This is a genomic window from Streptosporangium nondiastaticum (assembly GCF_003011965.1).
In the GTDB taxonomy this organism is placed as follows: Bacteria; Actinomycetota; Actinomycetes; order Streptomycetales; family Streptomycetaceae; genus Streptomyces; species Streptomyces nondiastaticus.
The window spans coordinates 92,087-106,968 of the sequence record NZ_PXWG01000006.1; the positions used below are offsets into that span (position 1 = coordinate 92,087).

At 72.8% G+C, this 14,882-nt stretch carries 18 protein-coding genes; 16 read left to right on the forward strand and 2 right to left on the reverse strand.

What is annotated here, in order from left to right:
* The first annotated feature begins 136 nt into the window (after window positions 1–136).
* From B7P34_RS05045 to B7P34_RS05075, 6 genes are all read left to right on the forward strand, one after another.
* Entirely contained in the window at window positions 137–391 is a 255-nt protein-coding gene (locus tag B7P34_RS05045) for a MoaD/ThiS family protein (protein ID WP_043189483.1), read from the forward strand.
* A 10-nt stretch (window positions 392–401) separates the two neighbouring features.
* Window positions 402–1,784 carry a hypothetical protein gene (locus B7P34_RS05050; RefSeq protein WP_106674564.1) on the forward strand — a complete coding sequence of 461 codons (1,383 nt, stop codon included), beginning with the start codon at window positions 402–404 and terminating at the stop codon, window positions 1,782–1,784.
* A 110-nt stretch (window positions 1,785–1,894) separates the two neighbouring features.
* On the forward strand, window positions 1,895–2,608 hold the full coding sequence (locus B7P34_RS05055; RefSeq protein WP_106674565.1) for an LmeA family phospholipid-binding protein: 714 nt from the start codon (window positions 1,895–1,897) through the stop codon (window positions 2,606–2,608).
* A 490-nt stretch (window positions 2,609–3,098) separates the two neighbouring features.
* Entirely contained in the window at window positions 3,099–3,941 is an 843-nt protein-coding gene (locus B7P34_RS05065; protein ID WP_106674566.1) for a sulfurtransferase, read from the forward strand.
* A 54-nt stretch (window positions 3,942–3,995) separates the two neighbouring features.
* Window positions 3,996–4,283, forward strand: a complete 288-nt coding sequence (locus tag B7P34_RS05070) for a DUF1416 domain-containing protein (protein ID WP_106674567.1) — start codon at window positions 3,996–3,998, stop codon at window positions 4,281–4,283.
* Between the two features lie 142 nt (window positions 4,284–4,425).
* The gene (locus tag B7P34_RS05075; protein WP_106674568.1) at window positions 4,426–4,683 is read left to right on the forward strand and encodes a DUF3099 domain-containing protein; all 258 of its coding nucleotides are present in this window, start codon (window positions 4,426–4,428) and stop codon (window positions 4,681–4,683) included.
* Window positions 4,684–4,704: 21 nt separating this feature from the next.
* Here the strand turns inward: B7P34_RS05075 and B7P34_RS05080 are convergent, their stop codons facing one another.
* Window positions 4,705–5,070, reverse strand: a complete 366-nt coding sequence (locus B7P34_RS05080; protein WP_106674569.1) for a DsrE family protein — start codon at window positions 5,068–5,070, stop codon at window positions 4,705–4,707.
* A 272-nt stretch (window positions 5,071–5,342) separates the two neighbouring features.
* On the opposite strand from B7P34_RS05080, the gene B7P34_RS05085 reads away from it, so the two are divergent.
* From B7P34_RS05085 to ygfZ, 6 genes are all read left to right on the forward strand, one after another.
* Window positions 5,343–5,939 carry an FABP family protein gene (locus tag B7P34_RS05085; RefSeq protein WP_106674570.1) on the forward strand — a complete coding sequence of 199 codons (597 nt, stop codon included), beginning with the start codon at window positions 5,343–5,345 and terminating at the stop codon, window positions 5,937–5,939.
* Between the two features lie 266 nt (window positions 5,940–6,205).
* A complete protein-coding gene (locus tag B7P34_RS05090) occupies window positions 6,206–7,315 on the forward strand; it encodes a FecCD family ABC transporter permease (RefSeq protein ID WP_106674606.1) in 1,110 nt (369 codons plus the stop codon).
* A gap of 58 nt (window positions 7,316–7,373) precedes the next feature.
* Window positions 7,374–8,147 (forward strand): ABC transporter ATP-binding protein, encoded by a 774-nt coding sequence (locus B7P34_RS05095; RefSeq protein WP_106674571.1) that lies wholly within the window; start codon window positions 7,374–7,376, stop codon window positions 8,145–8,147.
* A 9-nt stretch (window positions 8,148–8,156) separates the two neighbouring features.
* Window positions 8,157–9,209: an ABC transporter substrate-binding protein gene (locus tag B7P34_RS05100; protein ID WP_106674572.1), complete on the forward strand. Its 1,053-nt coding sequence runs from the start codon at window positions 8,157–8,159 to the stop codon at window positions 9,207–9,209.
* 43 nt (window positions 9,210–9,252) lie between these two features.
* The gene (locus B7P34_RS05105) at window positions 9,253–9,702 is read left to right on the forward strand and encodes a Fur family transcriptional regulator (protein ID WP_106674573.1); all 450 of its coding nucleotides are present in this window, start codon (window positions 9,253–9,255) and stop codon (window positions 9,700–9,702) included.
* Window positions 9,703–9,712: 10 nt separating this feature from the next.
* The gene (gene ygfZ, locus B7P34_RS05110) at window positions 9,713–10,696 is read left to right on the forward strand and encodes a CAF17-like 4Fe-4S cluster assembly/insertion protein YgfZ (RefSeq protein WP_106674574.1); all 984 of its coding nucleotides are present in this window, start codon (window positions 9,713–9,715) and stop codon (window positions 10,694–10,696) included.
* A gap of 180 nt (window positions 10,697–10,876) precedes the next feature.
* On the opposite strand, the gene dtd is transcribed toward ygfZ, so the two are convergent.
* On the reverse strand, window positions 10,877–11,302 hold the full coding sequence (gene dtd / locus B7P34_RS05115) for a D-aminoacyl-tRNA deacylase (protein WP_106674575.1): 426 nt from the start codon (window positions 11,300–11,302) through the stop codon (window positions 10,877–10,879).
* Window positions 11,303–11,468: 166 nt separating this feature from the next.
* Between dtd and B7P34_RS05120 the strand changes: the two genes are divergently transcribed.
* The 4 genes from B7P34_RS05120 (at window position 11,469) to B7P34_RS05135 (ending at window position 14,882) form a co-directional block, all read left to right on the forward strand.
* Window positions 11,469–12,059 carry an RsiG family protein gene (locus tag B7P34_RS05120; RefSeq protein ID WP_223267511.1) on the forward strand — a complete coding sequence of 197 codons (591 nt, stop codon included), beginning with the start codon at window positions 11,469–11,471 and terminating at the stop codon, window positions 12,057–12,059.
* Between the two features lie 118 nt (window positions 12,060–12,177).
* Window positions 12,178–13,470, forward strand: a complete 1,293-nt coding sequence (locus B7P34_RS05125; RefSeq protein WP_106674576.1) for a GNAT family N-acetyltransferase — start codon at window positions 12,178–12,180, stop codon at window positions 13,468–13,470.
* Between the two features lie 227 nt (window positions 13,471–13,697).
* Complete coding sequence (locus B7P34_RS05130; RefSeq protein WP_106674577.1) at window positions 13,698–14,291, forward strand: NADPH-dependent FMN reductase; 594 nt, start codon at window positions 13,698–13,700, stop codon at window positions 14,289–14,291.
* Window positions 14,292–14,513: 222 nt separating this feature from the next.
* A complete protein-coding gene (locus B7P34_RS05135; RefSeq protein ID WP_106674578.1) occupies window positions 14,514–14,882 on the forward strand; it encodes a winged helix-turn-helix transcriptional regulator in 369 nt (122 codons plus the stop codon).

A 14,882-nucleotide genomic window follows, 5' to 3' on the forward strand; every position in this document is an offset into this window, starting at 1 on the left:
CGGGCGGCGTTCCGCTCGTGCGGCACCCGTCATCATGGGAGGCGGCAGAAGAAGGAAAGGGGTCGCCGTGGCGACGACACAACCGGCACACCCGGTCAAACCGGCCCTGCCGGGGCAGCCGGGGCAGCCGGGCCCGGTGGGCACCATCCGGTACTGGGCCGCGGCGAAGGCCGCCGCCGGCACGGCGGAGGAGCCGTACGCTGCGCGGACGCTCGCGCAGGCGCTGGAGGCGGCCCGCCGCCGGCACGCGGAGCGCCCCGACTTCGCCCGGGTGCTGACGCGCTGCTCGTTCCTCGTGGACGGCGCCCCGGTCGGCACCCGTGACCACGCAACGGTCCAACTGGCCGAGGGCGGCACCGTAGAGGTGCTCCCGCCCTTCGCAGGAGGGTGACCCCGGCAGCATGAGCAATCAGCCGCACCATACGTACGACCCGCAGGACCCGTACGACTCGTACGACGCCTACGACGCCCGGACACAGCGCTATGACGCGCAGTCCTACGGGCAGCAGGACGGGGCGTACGGCTCGTACGACCAGCAGCAGCACGCGCAGCACCAGCACCAGCAGCACGCGCAACATCAGCAGCAGCATCAGCCTCAGCAGCAGGCGCAGCAGCCGCAGGCCCCGTCGCAGGGACACGGCTCGTACGGTGACTCGTACGGCGCCTACGACGCGTACGCCCAGCAGCACCAGCCGCAGCACCAGCAGCCTCAGCCGCAGCAGTACCAGTGGCCGACCAACGGCGGGCAGGGCTTCTCCGCGCACGACGAGCCGGTCACGCAGACCTGGCAGACGCCGACGTGGGACACGGGCACGTGGCAGCAGCCGCCCGTACCGCAGGCGGAGGACCGCTCCCACGGCACGTCCTGGTCCGCCGGCAGCCCGCTGCCCGAGGAGCGCCCGGCCGCGTCCGACGTCGTGCCGCGCGCGGCGGCCGCGGTCGTGCCCGCGCCGGTGCACGAGCCCGCACCCCTCGCCGAGCCCGGCAACGGCGATGGCGACGGCCGGGGCGGCGGCAGCGAGCGCCCGATGACGGCCGCCGAGAAGGCGAAGGCCGAAGGCCGGGCGCAGATCCTCTCGCCGGGCCTCAAGCCCGCCCTGGTGACGGCGGCGCTCGCCGCGCTGCTCGCGCTCACGGCGCCGCTCGGCCAGTTCGCGCTGGCGGTGCCGCTGGTGCTGCTGCAGGCGGTGACGGCCGCGGGCTGGTTCCGGCTCAACGGCATGTGGCCCGCCCGGCAGGGCATCGCGCTCGCCTTCCTCGGCGGCGTGGCCGCCGACATCGGCATGCTGGCCACCGACCGCTCGCAGGCGCCGACCGTCGTCATCGGCACCCTCGGCGTGTGGATCCTGCTGGTCATCGTCCTGCAGCTGCGCAGCCACGCCTCGCCCGACGAGCGGCTGTACGGCCTGACGGCGGCCGCCGCCTCCTCAGCCCTCGCGGTCCTCGCGGCCGGGCACCTGGCCGCGTCCTCCGACGCCGTCGTGGTCGGCGCGAGCGCCGTGGCCGTGACCGCGCTGGCGCGCGCACTGCCGCTGCCGTCCCTGGCCGCGCCCGTCGTGGCGCTGCTCGCGGCAGCGGGCTCGGGCCTCGCCACCGCCGGCCTGACGGACCTGGGCACCTCCGCCGCCCTGCTGGGCCTCGCCGCCGGCGCCTGCGCGCTGATCGGCCTGCGCGTCGCGAGCTACGACTACCCGTCGCGGTTCGTGCACATGACGGCGGGCGTGGCCCTGCCCCTGGCGGCCGCGGCCCCCGCGGTCTACGTCCTGGGCCGCGTCCTCGGCTGAGCCGCCGCCGCTCGTTCTTCCCGCCCCTCCCGGTGGTCCGGTTAGGCTCCATGGCATTGCAAGGTCAGTGCAGGGGCCTGACCGGGACCCGGGGGAGCTGGAGAAACCGCATGCGCGCGATACGCATCACCCTGATCATCGCGGTGATATTGGGGGCCCTCTTCGTGGGCGCCGACCGCCTGGCGGTGTACTTCGCCGAGGACCAGGCCGCCGAGAAGATCCGCAGCAGTCAGGGGCTGACGGGCACGCCCGAGGTCTCCATCAAGGGATTCCCCTTCCTCACGCAGATCGCCGACTCCACCCTGGAGGAGGTCGAGGTCAAGCTGGACGGCGCGACCGCGAGCTCCGGCGGGCAGTCGATCCGGGTGTCGGGCTTCGACGCCAAGCTGCAGGACGTGAAGATCGACAGCAGCTTCAGCTCCGCCGTCGCGACCAGGGCGACGGGCACGGCGCACCTCTCGTACGACGACCTCACCAAGGCCACCAACGACCCGACCGTGAAGGTCGGTTTCGGCGGTCAGGGCACTGCCGGCAAGAGCCAGGTCAAGGTCACCGGCAAGGTGCAGCTCGCGGGGATGCCCATCGAGCGCAGCGTCATCTCCACGGTCACGGTCGTGAACGGCGACACCGTACGGGTGCGGGCGGACCAGATCCCCGAGGAGGCCAAGGCCTTCCCCGGCCTGGAGCGCGCGATCCGGCAGAAGACGGACTTCGACCGGCGCATCAGCGGCCTGCCGAAGGGCCTGAAGCTGGACAAGGTCGTGGCGACGCAGGACGGCGTCGACATCACGCTGACCGGCTCGAACATCAACCTGGCCGGCTGACCCGGCAGGACGTCCACGCATCGAGACGGGGCTGTCCGGAGGGCAGACTTCCCCACGGCGCCGGCACTCAAGGGCAGTGCCCGGCCGCCACCCCACCCCCTCGCATCCCAATATCCGGAAGATCCCGTCTCACTATCCAACACTCCGGTGACACGCCAACTCCCCGTCCCTACGATCGTGGGCATGCTGCATCACTCCGGGGGATAACCCCCGGACCCCCAGCCGGACCGAGTGCCGGCAACAGCATGTCGAAGGGCGATTCAGTGAAGCACCAGGCGGACCTCACGAAGCGGCGGGCAGTCGACCTGTGCCGCGTCGCCGCCATGCTCTGTCGTCATGTCTGACGGGAAGCGTTCCCCTTCTCCCTTACGGGAAGCCTCTCCCCCGTCTCGTCTCCCATCCCACCCGCTGCGCAGCGCCGCGCGCTCCCCATCGCCGCGCGCCCAGCAAGCGCTTGCGCACATCCGCAACTGCCCCGGAGGAGAACAGCATGAGCCGCAGTGACGTCCTGGTGGACGCCGACTGGGTACAGGCCCGCATCGACGCAGGTGACCCGAAGACCGTCATCGTCGAGGTCGACGAGGACACGTCCGCGTACGACAAGAACCACATCAAGACCGCCGTCCGCATCGACTGGAAGACGGACCTCCAGGACCCCGTCCGCCGCGACTTCGTGGACCAGGCCGGCTTCGAGGAGCTCCTCTCCGCGAAGGGCATCGCGAACGACGACACCGTCGTCCTCTACGGCGGCAACAACAACTGGTTCGCCGCGTACGCCTACTGGTACTTCAAGCTCTACGGCCACCGGGACGTGAAGCTCCTCGACGGCGGCCGCAAGAAGTGGGAGCTCGACTCCCGCGACCTGGTCGCCGAGGTGCCGCAGCGCCCCCGCACCGAGTACCGCGCCCAGCCGCAGGACGCCTCCATCCGCGCCTTCCGCGACGACGTCGTGGCCGCGATCGGCGAGCTCAACCTCGTCGACGTCCGCTCCCCCGACGAGTTCAGCGGCAAGCTGCTCGCCCCGGCGCACCTCCCCCAGGAGCAGTCGCAGCGCCCCGGCCACGTGCCGACCGCGCGCAACATCCCGTGGTCGAAGTCGGCCAACGACGACGGCACCTTCAAGTCCGACGAGGAGCTGAAGGCGCTCTACGAGGGCGCGGGCGTGGACCTGTCGAAGGACACCATCGCCTACTGCCGCATCGGCGAGCGCTCCGCGCACACCTGGTTCGTCCTGCACGAGCTCCTCGGCCGGCGGAACGTCAGGAACTACGACGGCTCCTGGACCGAGTACGGCTCCCTCGTCGGCGTGCCGATCGAGCTCGGCGCGAACTGACCCCGCCTCCCCCTGCAACAGGCATCCCTGCAACAGGCAACAGAAGGAACGCTTATGTGTGGAGCAAAGGCCGGCGGCCCCGACGCCCGGTCCGCCAAGCCCGGTGAGACCACGATCCAGGGTTCGGTGACCCGCGACGGCGAGCCCGTCACCGGTTACGTGCGCCTGCTGAACGAGACCAACGAGTTCACCGCCGAGGTGCCCACGTCCGCGACCGGGCAGTTCCGCTTCTACGCGGCGGAGGGCACGTGGACGGTGCGCGCGCTGGTGCCCGGCGCGACCGCCGACCGCAAGGTCGTGGTGCAGCAGGGCGGCCTGGCCGAGGTCGCCATCGCCGTCTGAGGTCGCCGTCCCCGTCTGAAGACAGTCGCCGTCCCGTCTGAAGACATGCGTCGCAGGACGCCGCCGACGGCCGGAGGGCCGCACCCCGGGTTGGACGCCTTGGGGGGTGCGGCCCTCCGTGCCGCCGCCGTACCGTGGAGCTGTGTACGCGCGGCGGCGTCATCTGTACTTCGCCATGATGGGCGTCTGCATCGGACTGTTCGTCCTGGCGTGGGCCGTCGTGCGCCTGTGGTCCGTGCCCGCGGCGGTGGGCATGTGCCTCTTCGCCATGGTCATCCCGCCCGTCGCCGCCATCGTCGCCAACCGGCGGGGGCCCGACGACCGCTGGTGGGACGACCCCTCCGGCGACCCCAAGTCGGACGAGTGGTGGGACGAGCTCGACGGCAAGAAGAAGTACTAGCCCGCCCCGTAACGGCACGCCTCAGTACACGAGCGCCTGCACGCCGTCCGCCATGGCCTCGCTGACGAAGACCTGCGCGCCGGCGATCCGCGCGCCCTCGATCAGGTCCTTCTCCTCGATGTCGCGGCGCGCCGCGCACTGCGTGCACACCGTGATCATCCCGCCCCCGGCCTTGATGCCCTCGATGAGGTCCGGCAGGGGCGCCGCGTGCGGCAGCTCGAACTCCGCCGCCCGCCCCGGCAGCGCGAACCACGAGGACTCGCCGGTCAGCCACAGCGAGACCTCGACCCCGCTCGCGACGGCGACGGCCGCCACCGTGAACGCCTGAGAGCACCGCTCGGGGGCGTCCGCGCCCGCCGTCACCTTGATCACCAGCTTCTTGGCCATGCCAGGCACTCTAGCCCCGCCACCGCAAGGGCGGGCGGCCACGATCCACCTCACAGCGCCGTGCGGATCGGGGCCGACTAGACTCGTCAGCGGTCCGTACACACCCTCACTCCCGACGAGGAGCGCGCTCGTGCTTGAGGCAGTCTTCACCACCCTGCTCGTCCTGGTCGCCGTCGGCGTTCTCGCGTTCGCCGGTCTGACCTGGAAGAAGCTGTACCAGGGCCAGCGCTGACCCGACCAGTTACCCGTCCTCGCACAGATCGTCTGAGCCCATGATCGAGATTCCGTCCGACCTCCACCCGGACCTCGTCCCCCTCGCCTTCCTCCTCGGTAAGTGGGAAGGTGCGGGCGTCGCCGACTTCCCGGGTGCCGAGAAGTGCAACTTCGGGCAGGAGGTCGTCTTCAGCCACGACGGCCGTGACTTCCTGGAGTACACGTCGCACAGCTGGGTGCTCGACGGCGAGGGCAAGATGGTGCGCCCGCTGGAGACCGAGAGCGGCTACTGGCGGATCGACAAGGACCGCAAGGTCGAGATCGTCATGATCCGCGACGCGGGCGTCGCGGAGGTCTGGTACGGCGAGCTGGCCGACCAGAAGCCGCAGATCGACCTGGCCACGGACGCGGTCGCGCGCACCGGCGCCTCCGGCCCGTACAGCGGCGGCAAGCGCCTGTACGGCTACGTCAAGGGCGACCTGATGTGGGTCGGCGAGAAGGCCACCCCCGAGGTGCCGCTGCGCCCCTACATGTCGGCGCACCTGAAGAAGATCGCCGACCAGAAGAGCCTCCAGGAGTGGGCCGCGAGCCTGCCGGAGGACGCTCCCGACGGCGTCGCCTTCTACAACCCGGACGGCACGCCCTACACCGGCTGAGCCGCCCGCTCCACCGCTCCACAGCGCCCCGTGGGGGAAGCCGGTCGAAGTCCGGCGCTGACCCGCAACGGTAGGCGGAAAGGCCCTTCGGGGCCTTTTCCGTAAGCCCGATCGCCCACGGCGCGCACGCTCCCCGCACAACTCGCCGTGGACTGCGAGGGGAGGGCCCCGCGGCAGCGCCGCGCCGGGACACTCCTTGGTACCTACACCGGTGGCCGCCGGTGCGGGTGCGCAGAGAGACACGGCCCGACGCGAAGGCGTACCGCGTGGCCACCACCCTTCCCCCGCCCCGCGCCCCCGGGGCGGCCGGCCCGTCCGCCCCGAGCCGCCCGCCGGGCGCACCGCGGCTGCGGCTGCCGCCCCTGCTGGCCGTCCTGACGGCCGCGCTCCTCGTGTCCGTGCTGTGCGGCACGGGCCTCGGCGCCGCGGGCGTCACGTGGACCGAGACGCTGCGCTTCCTGCGGGCGGGGCTCACCGGCGGGACGATCTCGCCCGGCGAGGTCTCCGCGTACACCATCGTGTGGGAGCTGCGCTTCCCGCGCGCCCTGCTGGCCGCCGTCGTCGGCGCGGGGCTCTCCGCCGTCGGCGTGGCCGTGCAGGCCATGGTCCGCAACGCCCTCGCCGACCCGTTCGTGCTGGGCATCTCCTCGGGCGCCGCGATCGGCGCGAACGCCGTCCTGCTGTTCGGCGCGCTGGCCTCGCTGGGGGTCTGGGCGCTGTCCGGGGCGGCGTTCGTCTCGGCGCTCGCCGCGATGGTGCTGGTCTACCTGGCGGCGCGCACCCCGCAGGGCCTGACGCCGCTGCGGCTGGTCCTCACCGGCTCGGCGATGTACTACGGGTTCTCCGCCGTCACCACCCTGATGATCTTCACGGCGGAGCGCGGCGAGGCCGCCCGCTCGGCCATGATGTGGCTGCTCGGCAGCCTGGGCGGCGCCACCTGGGCGTCCCTGCCGGTCGCCGCCGCGGTCGTGCTGGCCGGCATCGGCGCGCTGCTGTGGTCGGCGCGCAGCCTCAACGCGCTGGCCATGGGCGACGAGACGGCCGCCGCGCTGGGCGTGGACCCGGACCGGATGCGCCGCGGGCTGTTCGTCCTGGCGGCGGCCGTGACCGGCGCCGTCGTCGCCGTCAGCGGCGCGATCGGCTTCGTCGGCCTGATGGTCCCGCACGTCACCCGGATGCTCGTCGGCGCCGACCACCGGCGCGTGCTGGCCGTCGCCCCGCTGCTGGGCGCCGTGCTGCTGGTGTGGGTCGACATCGCCTCCCGGCTGGTGCTGGCGCCCGTGGAGCTGCCCGTCGGCGTCCTGACCGCCCTCATCGGCGTGCCCTGCTTCGTGCTGCTGATGCGGCGGCGCCGGTACAGCTTCGGGGGTGCCTGATGCGGATGGACGCCCGCACCCTCGGATACACCCCCGGACACGCCTTCGGAGGCGCCTGATGCAGGTGGACATCGAGGACCTGTCGGTCGAGATCGCGGGCGCCCGGCTGGTGTCGGACATCCGCCTGCGCGCCGGAAGCGGCCGGTTCGTGGGCCTCATCGGCCCCAACGGCAGCGGCAAGTCCACGCTCCTGCGCTGCGTCTACCGCGCGCTGCGGCCCGCCGCCGGCACCGTCCGCCTGGACGGCGACGACTTCCACGCCCTGGGCGCCCGGGAGGGCGCCCGCAGGCTGGCGGCCCTGCCGCAGGAGTCGGCGAGCGAGTTCGACTTCACGGCGGGCGAGGTCGTCGCCATGGGCCGGCTGCCGCACCAGCGCTCCGGCACCCGGGTCACGGCCCGCGACACCGAGGTGTGCGCGGCCGCGCTGGAGCGCGTCGGCGCGGGCCACCTGGCCGGGCGCGGCTTCCCCACGCTGTCCGGCGGCGAGAAGCAGCGCGTGCTGATCGCCCGTGCGCTGGCCCAGGAGCCGAAGGTGCTGGTCCTGGACGAGCCCACCAACCACCTGGACATCGCCCAGCAGCTGGAGGTGCTGGCGCTGGTGCGGGACGCGGGCCTGACGGTCCTGGCCGCCCTGCACGACATCGACCTGGCCGCCACGCACTGCGACGAGCTGTACGTCATCCGCGGCGGGCGCATCGTCGCGTCCGGGCCGCCGGACGAGGTGCTGACCGCCGAGCTGCTCGCCGGCGTGTTCGGCGTGCGGGCGCACCGCGTGCCGCACCCGGAGACCGGCGCGACGCGCCTGCTGTTCGACCGCCTGCCCACTTCGTAAGGACCCCGCATGGCTGCCCTGCGCACCGCCCGTACCGCCGTCGCCCTCCTCGCCGTCCTCGCCCTGGCCACCGGCTGCGGGGCGAAGGTCGCCGAGCGCGCGGACGCCGACGCCGACGCCGACGGGAAGGCCTCCGGAAGGAAAGCCTCCGGCCACTACCCCGTGACCATCGAGAACTGCGGGGTGAAGACGACGTACGACAAGGCGCCGCAGCGCGTCGTCACCAACGACGTCGGCATCGCCGAGATCATGTTCGCGCTCGGCCTGGAGGACCGCATGGCCGGCTACGTGGCCCCGGACTACCGCGCCGACCGCGAGTCCGTGCCGTGGAAGGACGGCTACGAGAAGGTGAAGTGGCTGTCCAAGAAGGAGATCACCAAGGAGCTCGTGCTGGACGCGAAGGCCGACCTGGTCTTCGCCGGCTGGAACTACGGCTTCGCCGAGGGCCGGGGCTTCACGCCCGACGCGCTGAAGAAGCTCGGCGTCGGCTCGTACGTCCTCACCGAGTCCTGCCGCAACGGCGGCGCGGGCAAGGCGCGCGGCGTCATGCCGCCCCTGGAGGCCCTCTACACGGACCTCACCACGCTCGGGAAGGTCTTCGACGTGGAGGACCGGGCGGCGAAGCTCGTCGCGGACTTCAAGAAGAAGGTCGCCGAGGCTCAGGCGGGCGTGCCGGAGGACGGCGCGCGGCCCACGGTCTTCCTCTACGACGACGGCCGCGACAAGGCGGTCACCTCCGGCGCCTTCGCCGGCCCGCACGACATCATCACCAAGGCCGGCGGCGACCACGTGATGAAGGACGTGAAGGACACCTGGCCCTCGGTGGGCTGGGAGACCGTCGTCGAGCGCAACCCCGACGTCATCGTCATCAACAACTACGGCGACGTGACGGCCGAGCAGAAGAAGCAGTTCCTGAAGTCGTTCCCGCCGCTCGCGGACGTCTCGGCCGTCAAGAACGACCGCATCTTCGTCCTCGACTACGTCGACCTCGTCGAGAGCCCCCGCAACCCCGCCGCCATCGCCGCGCTCGCCCGCTATCTCAAGGGGGTCCGGGAGCAGTGACCAAGGGGGGTCCGGGAACGGTGACGCTGCCTAGACTGGTGGGGTGGTGGACACCGACTGGCAGAGCAACCTCCGTAGGCGCGGATACCGGCTGACGCCGCAGCGCCAGCTCGTCCTGGAGGCGGTCGACCGGCTGGAGCACGCGACGCCGGACGACATTCTCACCGAGGTCCGGCGCACGGCCGGCGGCGTGAACATCTCCACGGTCTACCGGACCCTGGAGCTGCTGGAGGAGCTGGGCCTGGTCAGCCACGCCCACCTCGGGCACGGCGCCCCGACCTACCACCTCGCCGACCGGCACCACCACATACACCTGGTCTGCCGGGACTGCACGGGCGTCGTCGAGGCCGACCTGTCCGTGGCCGCGGAGTTCACCGACCGGCTCCGCGCGGAGTTCGGCTTCGAGACCGACATGAAGCACTTCGCGATCTTCGGCCGGTGCCGGGAGTGCACCGCCGGGCTCGCCTCGAAGGAGCCGCCGGCCGCGCCGTAGGCTTGACCGCATGCCGCGTGAATCGAAAGCCAGCCCGCTGCTGTCGCTGCCCGGCGCCGTCGCCGCCGAAGCCCCCGACGAAGGGGTCGCCGCGCACTACGGCGATCTCTTCCGCGAGCAGCGCGCGCTCGCCGGAGGGTCCGGTTTCGTCGACCTCTCGCACCGCGGGGTCGTCACCGTCACCGGGCCCGACCGGCTGAGCTGGCTGCACCTCCTGCTCACCCAGCACGTCAGCGACCTGCCCCCCGGGCAGGCCACGGAAGCGCTGGTCCTCTCCGCCCACGGCCACATCGAGCACGCGCTGTACCTCGTGGACGACGGGGAGACCGTCTGGGCCCACGTCGAGCCCGGGACCCAGGGCGAGCTCATCGCGTACCTGGAGAGCATGAAGTTCTTCTACCAGGTCGAGGTCGCCGACCGTACGGACGACTACGCCGTGGTGTACCTGCCCGCGGGTTCGATCGCGGAAGCACCCGAGGGCGCCCTGGCGCGCGAGACGGCGCACGGACGGGACCTCTTCCTGCCGCGCGCGCTGCTGGAGCCGTTCGCGGCGGCGCACGGCCCCGCCGCGGGCGTCCTCGCCCACGAGGCGCTCCGCGTGGAGGCGCACCGCCCCCGGCTCGGCCTGGAGACCGACCACCGGACCATTCCGCACGAGCTCGGCCTGATCGGCGTCGCCGTCCACCTCCAGAAGGGCTGCTACCGCGGCCAGGAGACCGTGGCCCGCGTCCACAACCTGGGGAAGCCGCCGCGGCGGCTGGTCTTCCTCCACCTCGACGGCAGCGAGGTGTCCCTGCCGCCCCACGGTTCCGCCGTGCGGCTGGCCTCCGACGGCCCGGAGGGCCGCCAGCTGGGCTTCGTGACGACCTCGGCCCGCCACCACGAGTTGGGCCCGATCGCCCTGGCCCTGGTCAAGCGGAACGTCCCGGTGGACGCGGCGCTCCTGGTGGGCGAGAAGACGGCGGCGACGCAGGAGGTCGTGGTCGAGCCGTAGCGCCGTCCGGCGGGGTTCGCAGGCGTACGGCCTGAGCCCGGTCCGGCACCGCCGGGCTGCGCCGCGGTGGCTGATCGCCACGGCGGCGGTTCAGGGTCCCCGGGGCCGGGTCAGGGGAATTCCCCTCCGCCGCAGCGGCGCGAAACCGTCCACGACCTGCCCGGCGGTGCCGAGACCGCCTCAGACCTCGACCAGCACCGTGAACGGGCCGTTGTTCGTCAAGGACACCTTCATGTCCGCGCCGAAGCGGCCCGTCTCCACCTGCGCGCCGAGCGCGCGAAGGTGCGCGACGACGGCGTCGACCAACGGCTCCGCCACCCCGCCGGGGGCCGCCGCGTTCCACGTCGGCCGCCGCCCCTTCCGGGCGTCACCGTAGAGAGTGAACTGCGAGATCACGAGCAGCGGCGCCCCCACATCCGAACACGACTTCTCGTCCTCGAGGATCCGTACGGACCACAGCTTCCGGGCGAGCTGCTCCGCCTTCGCCGGGGTGTCGTCGTGCGTCACCCCGACGAGGACGCACAGCCCCTGTCCGATGATCTCTCCGACGGTCTCGCCGTCGACGACGACCCGCGCCCCGTCCACCCTCTGCACCACTGCACGCATACGGACCATGATGCCTTGCGTCCATCCAGGGCCGTTCGGGTGCGGAGACCCTGCGCCCGGGCCTCACCCAGTGGCACGATGCGTGCAGGCGGTGCCTTGTGCGGGCACATGTGATGCGGTCGCACACCGCAGCCGCACACCGCCCGAGGGGAAACGGAAGACGCGCATGACCACACCCATTGAGGACGGCCCCATGCTCAAGGCAGCCGACAGCCTGCAGCCCCGGCCGCCGAGCCAGCGCTCCGGCCGGCAGGCGGACGTCCCCGGCCGCGGCCTCGGCGAGCTGAGCCTGGTGGAGCTGCGCGCCCTGCGCCGGGACGCGCAGCGGGACGAGGCGGACCTCAGCTACGTGCGGCGGCTGCTCCAGGGCCGGATCGACATCCTCCGGGCCGAGCTGGCGCGCCGTTCCTCGCCGGGTTCCCCGGTCATGGCCCGGCTCGTCGTGGACCGGCTGTCGGAGATCCTCGCGGACGCCCCCTCGGACCACCGCTCGTCCGCCCGCCACGTGACCGTGGGCACGCCGCACAGCGAGGAGTACCGGCGGCTGGCCGAGGACATGCTGTCGGAGGTGGAGCTGTCGGACCTGGGCGCTCGGACGGACGGCGAGCTGCACGCGGCCATGGACCGCCTGGCCGCGTACGAGCGGCAGGTGTCGGTGCGGCGCCAGCAGCTGCAGCGGACGGCGGACGACTGCAGCGCCGAGATCGCCCGCCGGTACCGCGAGGGGGAAGCGCAGGTGGACGACCTCCTGGCGTGACGCGGCATCTTCCTCGCGTGCCGCAGCCCCCTCCGCGCGTGCCGCGGCGGGCCCTGCGGCCTGCGGCCTGCGGAAATCCATATGCGGGCGCGGCGGTCGCGCGCCTAGCGTCGCGGCCATGAACCTCGACGTCCGCACGATCACCGAAGACGACCTGCCCAACTGGGTGCGCGCCCGGCGCACCGGCTACGTCCTGCCGCCCACCCCGGGCAGGACGGAGCTGGCGTTCCGCCGCGAGCTCATGGACCTCTCGCGCGCCCAGGGCGCGTTCGACGCCGGCCGCTGCGTGGCCACGTACCGCAGCTTCACGCAGCGGATCAGCGTCCCCGGCGGCGCGTCGGTGACCGCGAACGCCGTCAGCAACGTGAGCGTCTCGGCCACGCACCGCCGCCGCGGCCTGCTCAGCCGCATGATCGACCGCGACCTGCGGGAAGCCGCGGAGCGCGGTGACGCCGCGGCGACGCTGATCGCCGCCGAGTACCCGATCTACGGCCGCTTCGGCTTCGGCCCGGCCACCCGGGTGACCGAGTGGGAGGTGGACGTGGCCCGCTCGGGCGTGGACCCGCGGCACGCGGGCCCGGGCGACGGCGGGCGCGTCGACTACGTGGACGTCTCCGAGCTGCGCGAGCTCGGCCCCGCACTGTACGAGCGGGTCCGGGCCGTACGCCACGGCCTCGTCGACCGCACGGACGTGTGGTGGCGGCGGAACACCGGCGCGCTCCCGATGGACGACGCTCCCTGGACCGAGCCGTTCGCCGTGGTCCACCGGTCGGCGGAGGGCACCGTCGACGGCCTGCTCGTCTTCACCGCGGACGACAGGTGGGAGGCCAAGCTGCCGCACCAGACGGCGACCGTGCTGGATCTCGTAGCGGTCTCCCCCGCCGCCGAGCGCGCGCTGTGGCTGTTCCTGCTGTCCGTGGACTGGATCACCAGCGTGCGCACCGGCTACCGCGCGCCGGACGACCTCCTGCCGGACCTGCTCCCGGACCCGCGGGCCGCGCGCGTGGTCATGGACGCGGACCTGCTGTGGCTGCGGCCGCTGGACGTACCGGCGTTGCTGCGGTCGCGCACGTACGCCGTGGGCGGCTCGCTCGTCCTGGACGTCACGGACCCGGCGGGCCCCGGCCCCTCGTCCGGCTCGGTCGGGGGCGGCCGGTCCGGCTCGTCCGGTCCGGCCGCCGGCCGCTTCCTGCTGGACGCCGGGCCCGACGGCGCCACCTGCACCCGTACGACGCGGCCGGCCGACCTGACGCTGCCGGCCGCCGTGCTGGGCAGCCTCTTCCTGGGCGGCGAGTCGGCCGTGCGGCTCGCGGCGCTCGGCCGGGTGGCGGAGGAGCGGCCCGGTGCGGCGGGCCGGGCGGACGCGCTGCTGCGCACGGGGCGGCGGCCCTGGTGCGCCGACATCTTCTGAGTTCTCCCTCTCTGATTCGAGTGCTCCCTCTCTGGCCGGATGGCGGCGTTCCGACGGAAGGTGACATTCAAAAGGGGACTTACCCGGCAAACCGCTCGGCGGGCCTCATCGCCCTTGACCTCAAGCTGCGTTGAGGTTCCAGACTTCCCTCAACGGAACGGCTCGTGGGCCAACCACCACTCCCACCACCCGCCTTCCACCGCCCACGACTCCCAGAAGGTCCCATCGTGTCCGAGAGCACCTACCGCCTCGCCGTCATCGTCGGTTCCACCCGCGAAGGCCGCTTCGGCTCCACCGCCGCCAAGTGGTTCACCGAGCAGGCCGCCCGCCACGGCGGCATGGAGGTCGACCTCATCGACCTGGCCCTCCACCCGCTGCCGGCCACGCTCAGCAGCGAGCCGAACGCCGAGGACGCCGCGGCGCTCGCCGAGGTGACGCCCCGGCTGGAGCAGGCCGACGCGTACGTCGTCCTCACGCCCGAGTACAACCACAGCTACCCGGCGTCCCTGAAGACCCTCATCGACTGGCACTACACGCAGTGGCGCGCCAAGCCCGTCGCCTTCGTCTCGTACGGCGGCCTGGCCGGCGGCCTGCGCGCGGTCGAGCACCTGCGCCCGGTCTTCACCGAGCTGCACGCCGTGCCCATCCGCGAGCAGGTCAGCCTCCACAGCCCCTGGGGCAAGTTCGACGCCGACGGCCGGCACCTGGACGCGGAGGCGGGCGAGCAGGCCGCCGGCGCCGCGAAGGTCATGCTGGACCAGCTGACCTGGTGGGCCCTGTCCCTGCGGGAGGCGCGCGCCGCCCGCCCGTACGGCGCCTGACCGGCGCCGCACACACGAACTCCTGCCCCCGGCCCTACCCCCGTTGGGGCCGGTGGCAGGCATGTCGTGCCGAGCGGGCGCGCTCCATCACCCTCCTCCCGGCGAACGCCCGTGAGATACCCCCGGATGGGGTTGATTCGGGAATCACGGCCGCGGCGCGCCGCTTAGCCTGAAGGGCGGCCGGACAGCCGGAACGGCCGGATCGACAGGGGAGGATGGAAGATGCAACGTCCGTACCAGTGCGGGATCGACGCCGCCATCGACGTCATCGACGGCAAGTGGAAGGTGCTCGTTCTGTGGGCGCTGGACTCCGGCGCGCGACGCTTCGGCGAGACCAAGCGGCTGCTGCCGGGCATCAGCGAGAAGGTGCTGGCCCAGCAGCTCCGCGAAATGGAAGCCGACGGCATCGTCCACCGCGAGGTCTACGACCAGGTGCCGCCGAAGGTGGAGTACTCGCTGACCGAGCGCGGCCGCGCCCTGAACGCGGCCCTGGCCCCGCTGAACGCCTGGGGCAAGGAGCGGATCGCCTTGCTGGAGGCGGAGGCTGAGGAGACAGCGGCAGCGGCGGCCGCGGTGGCTCCGGCGGCATAG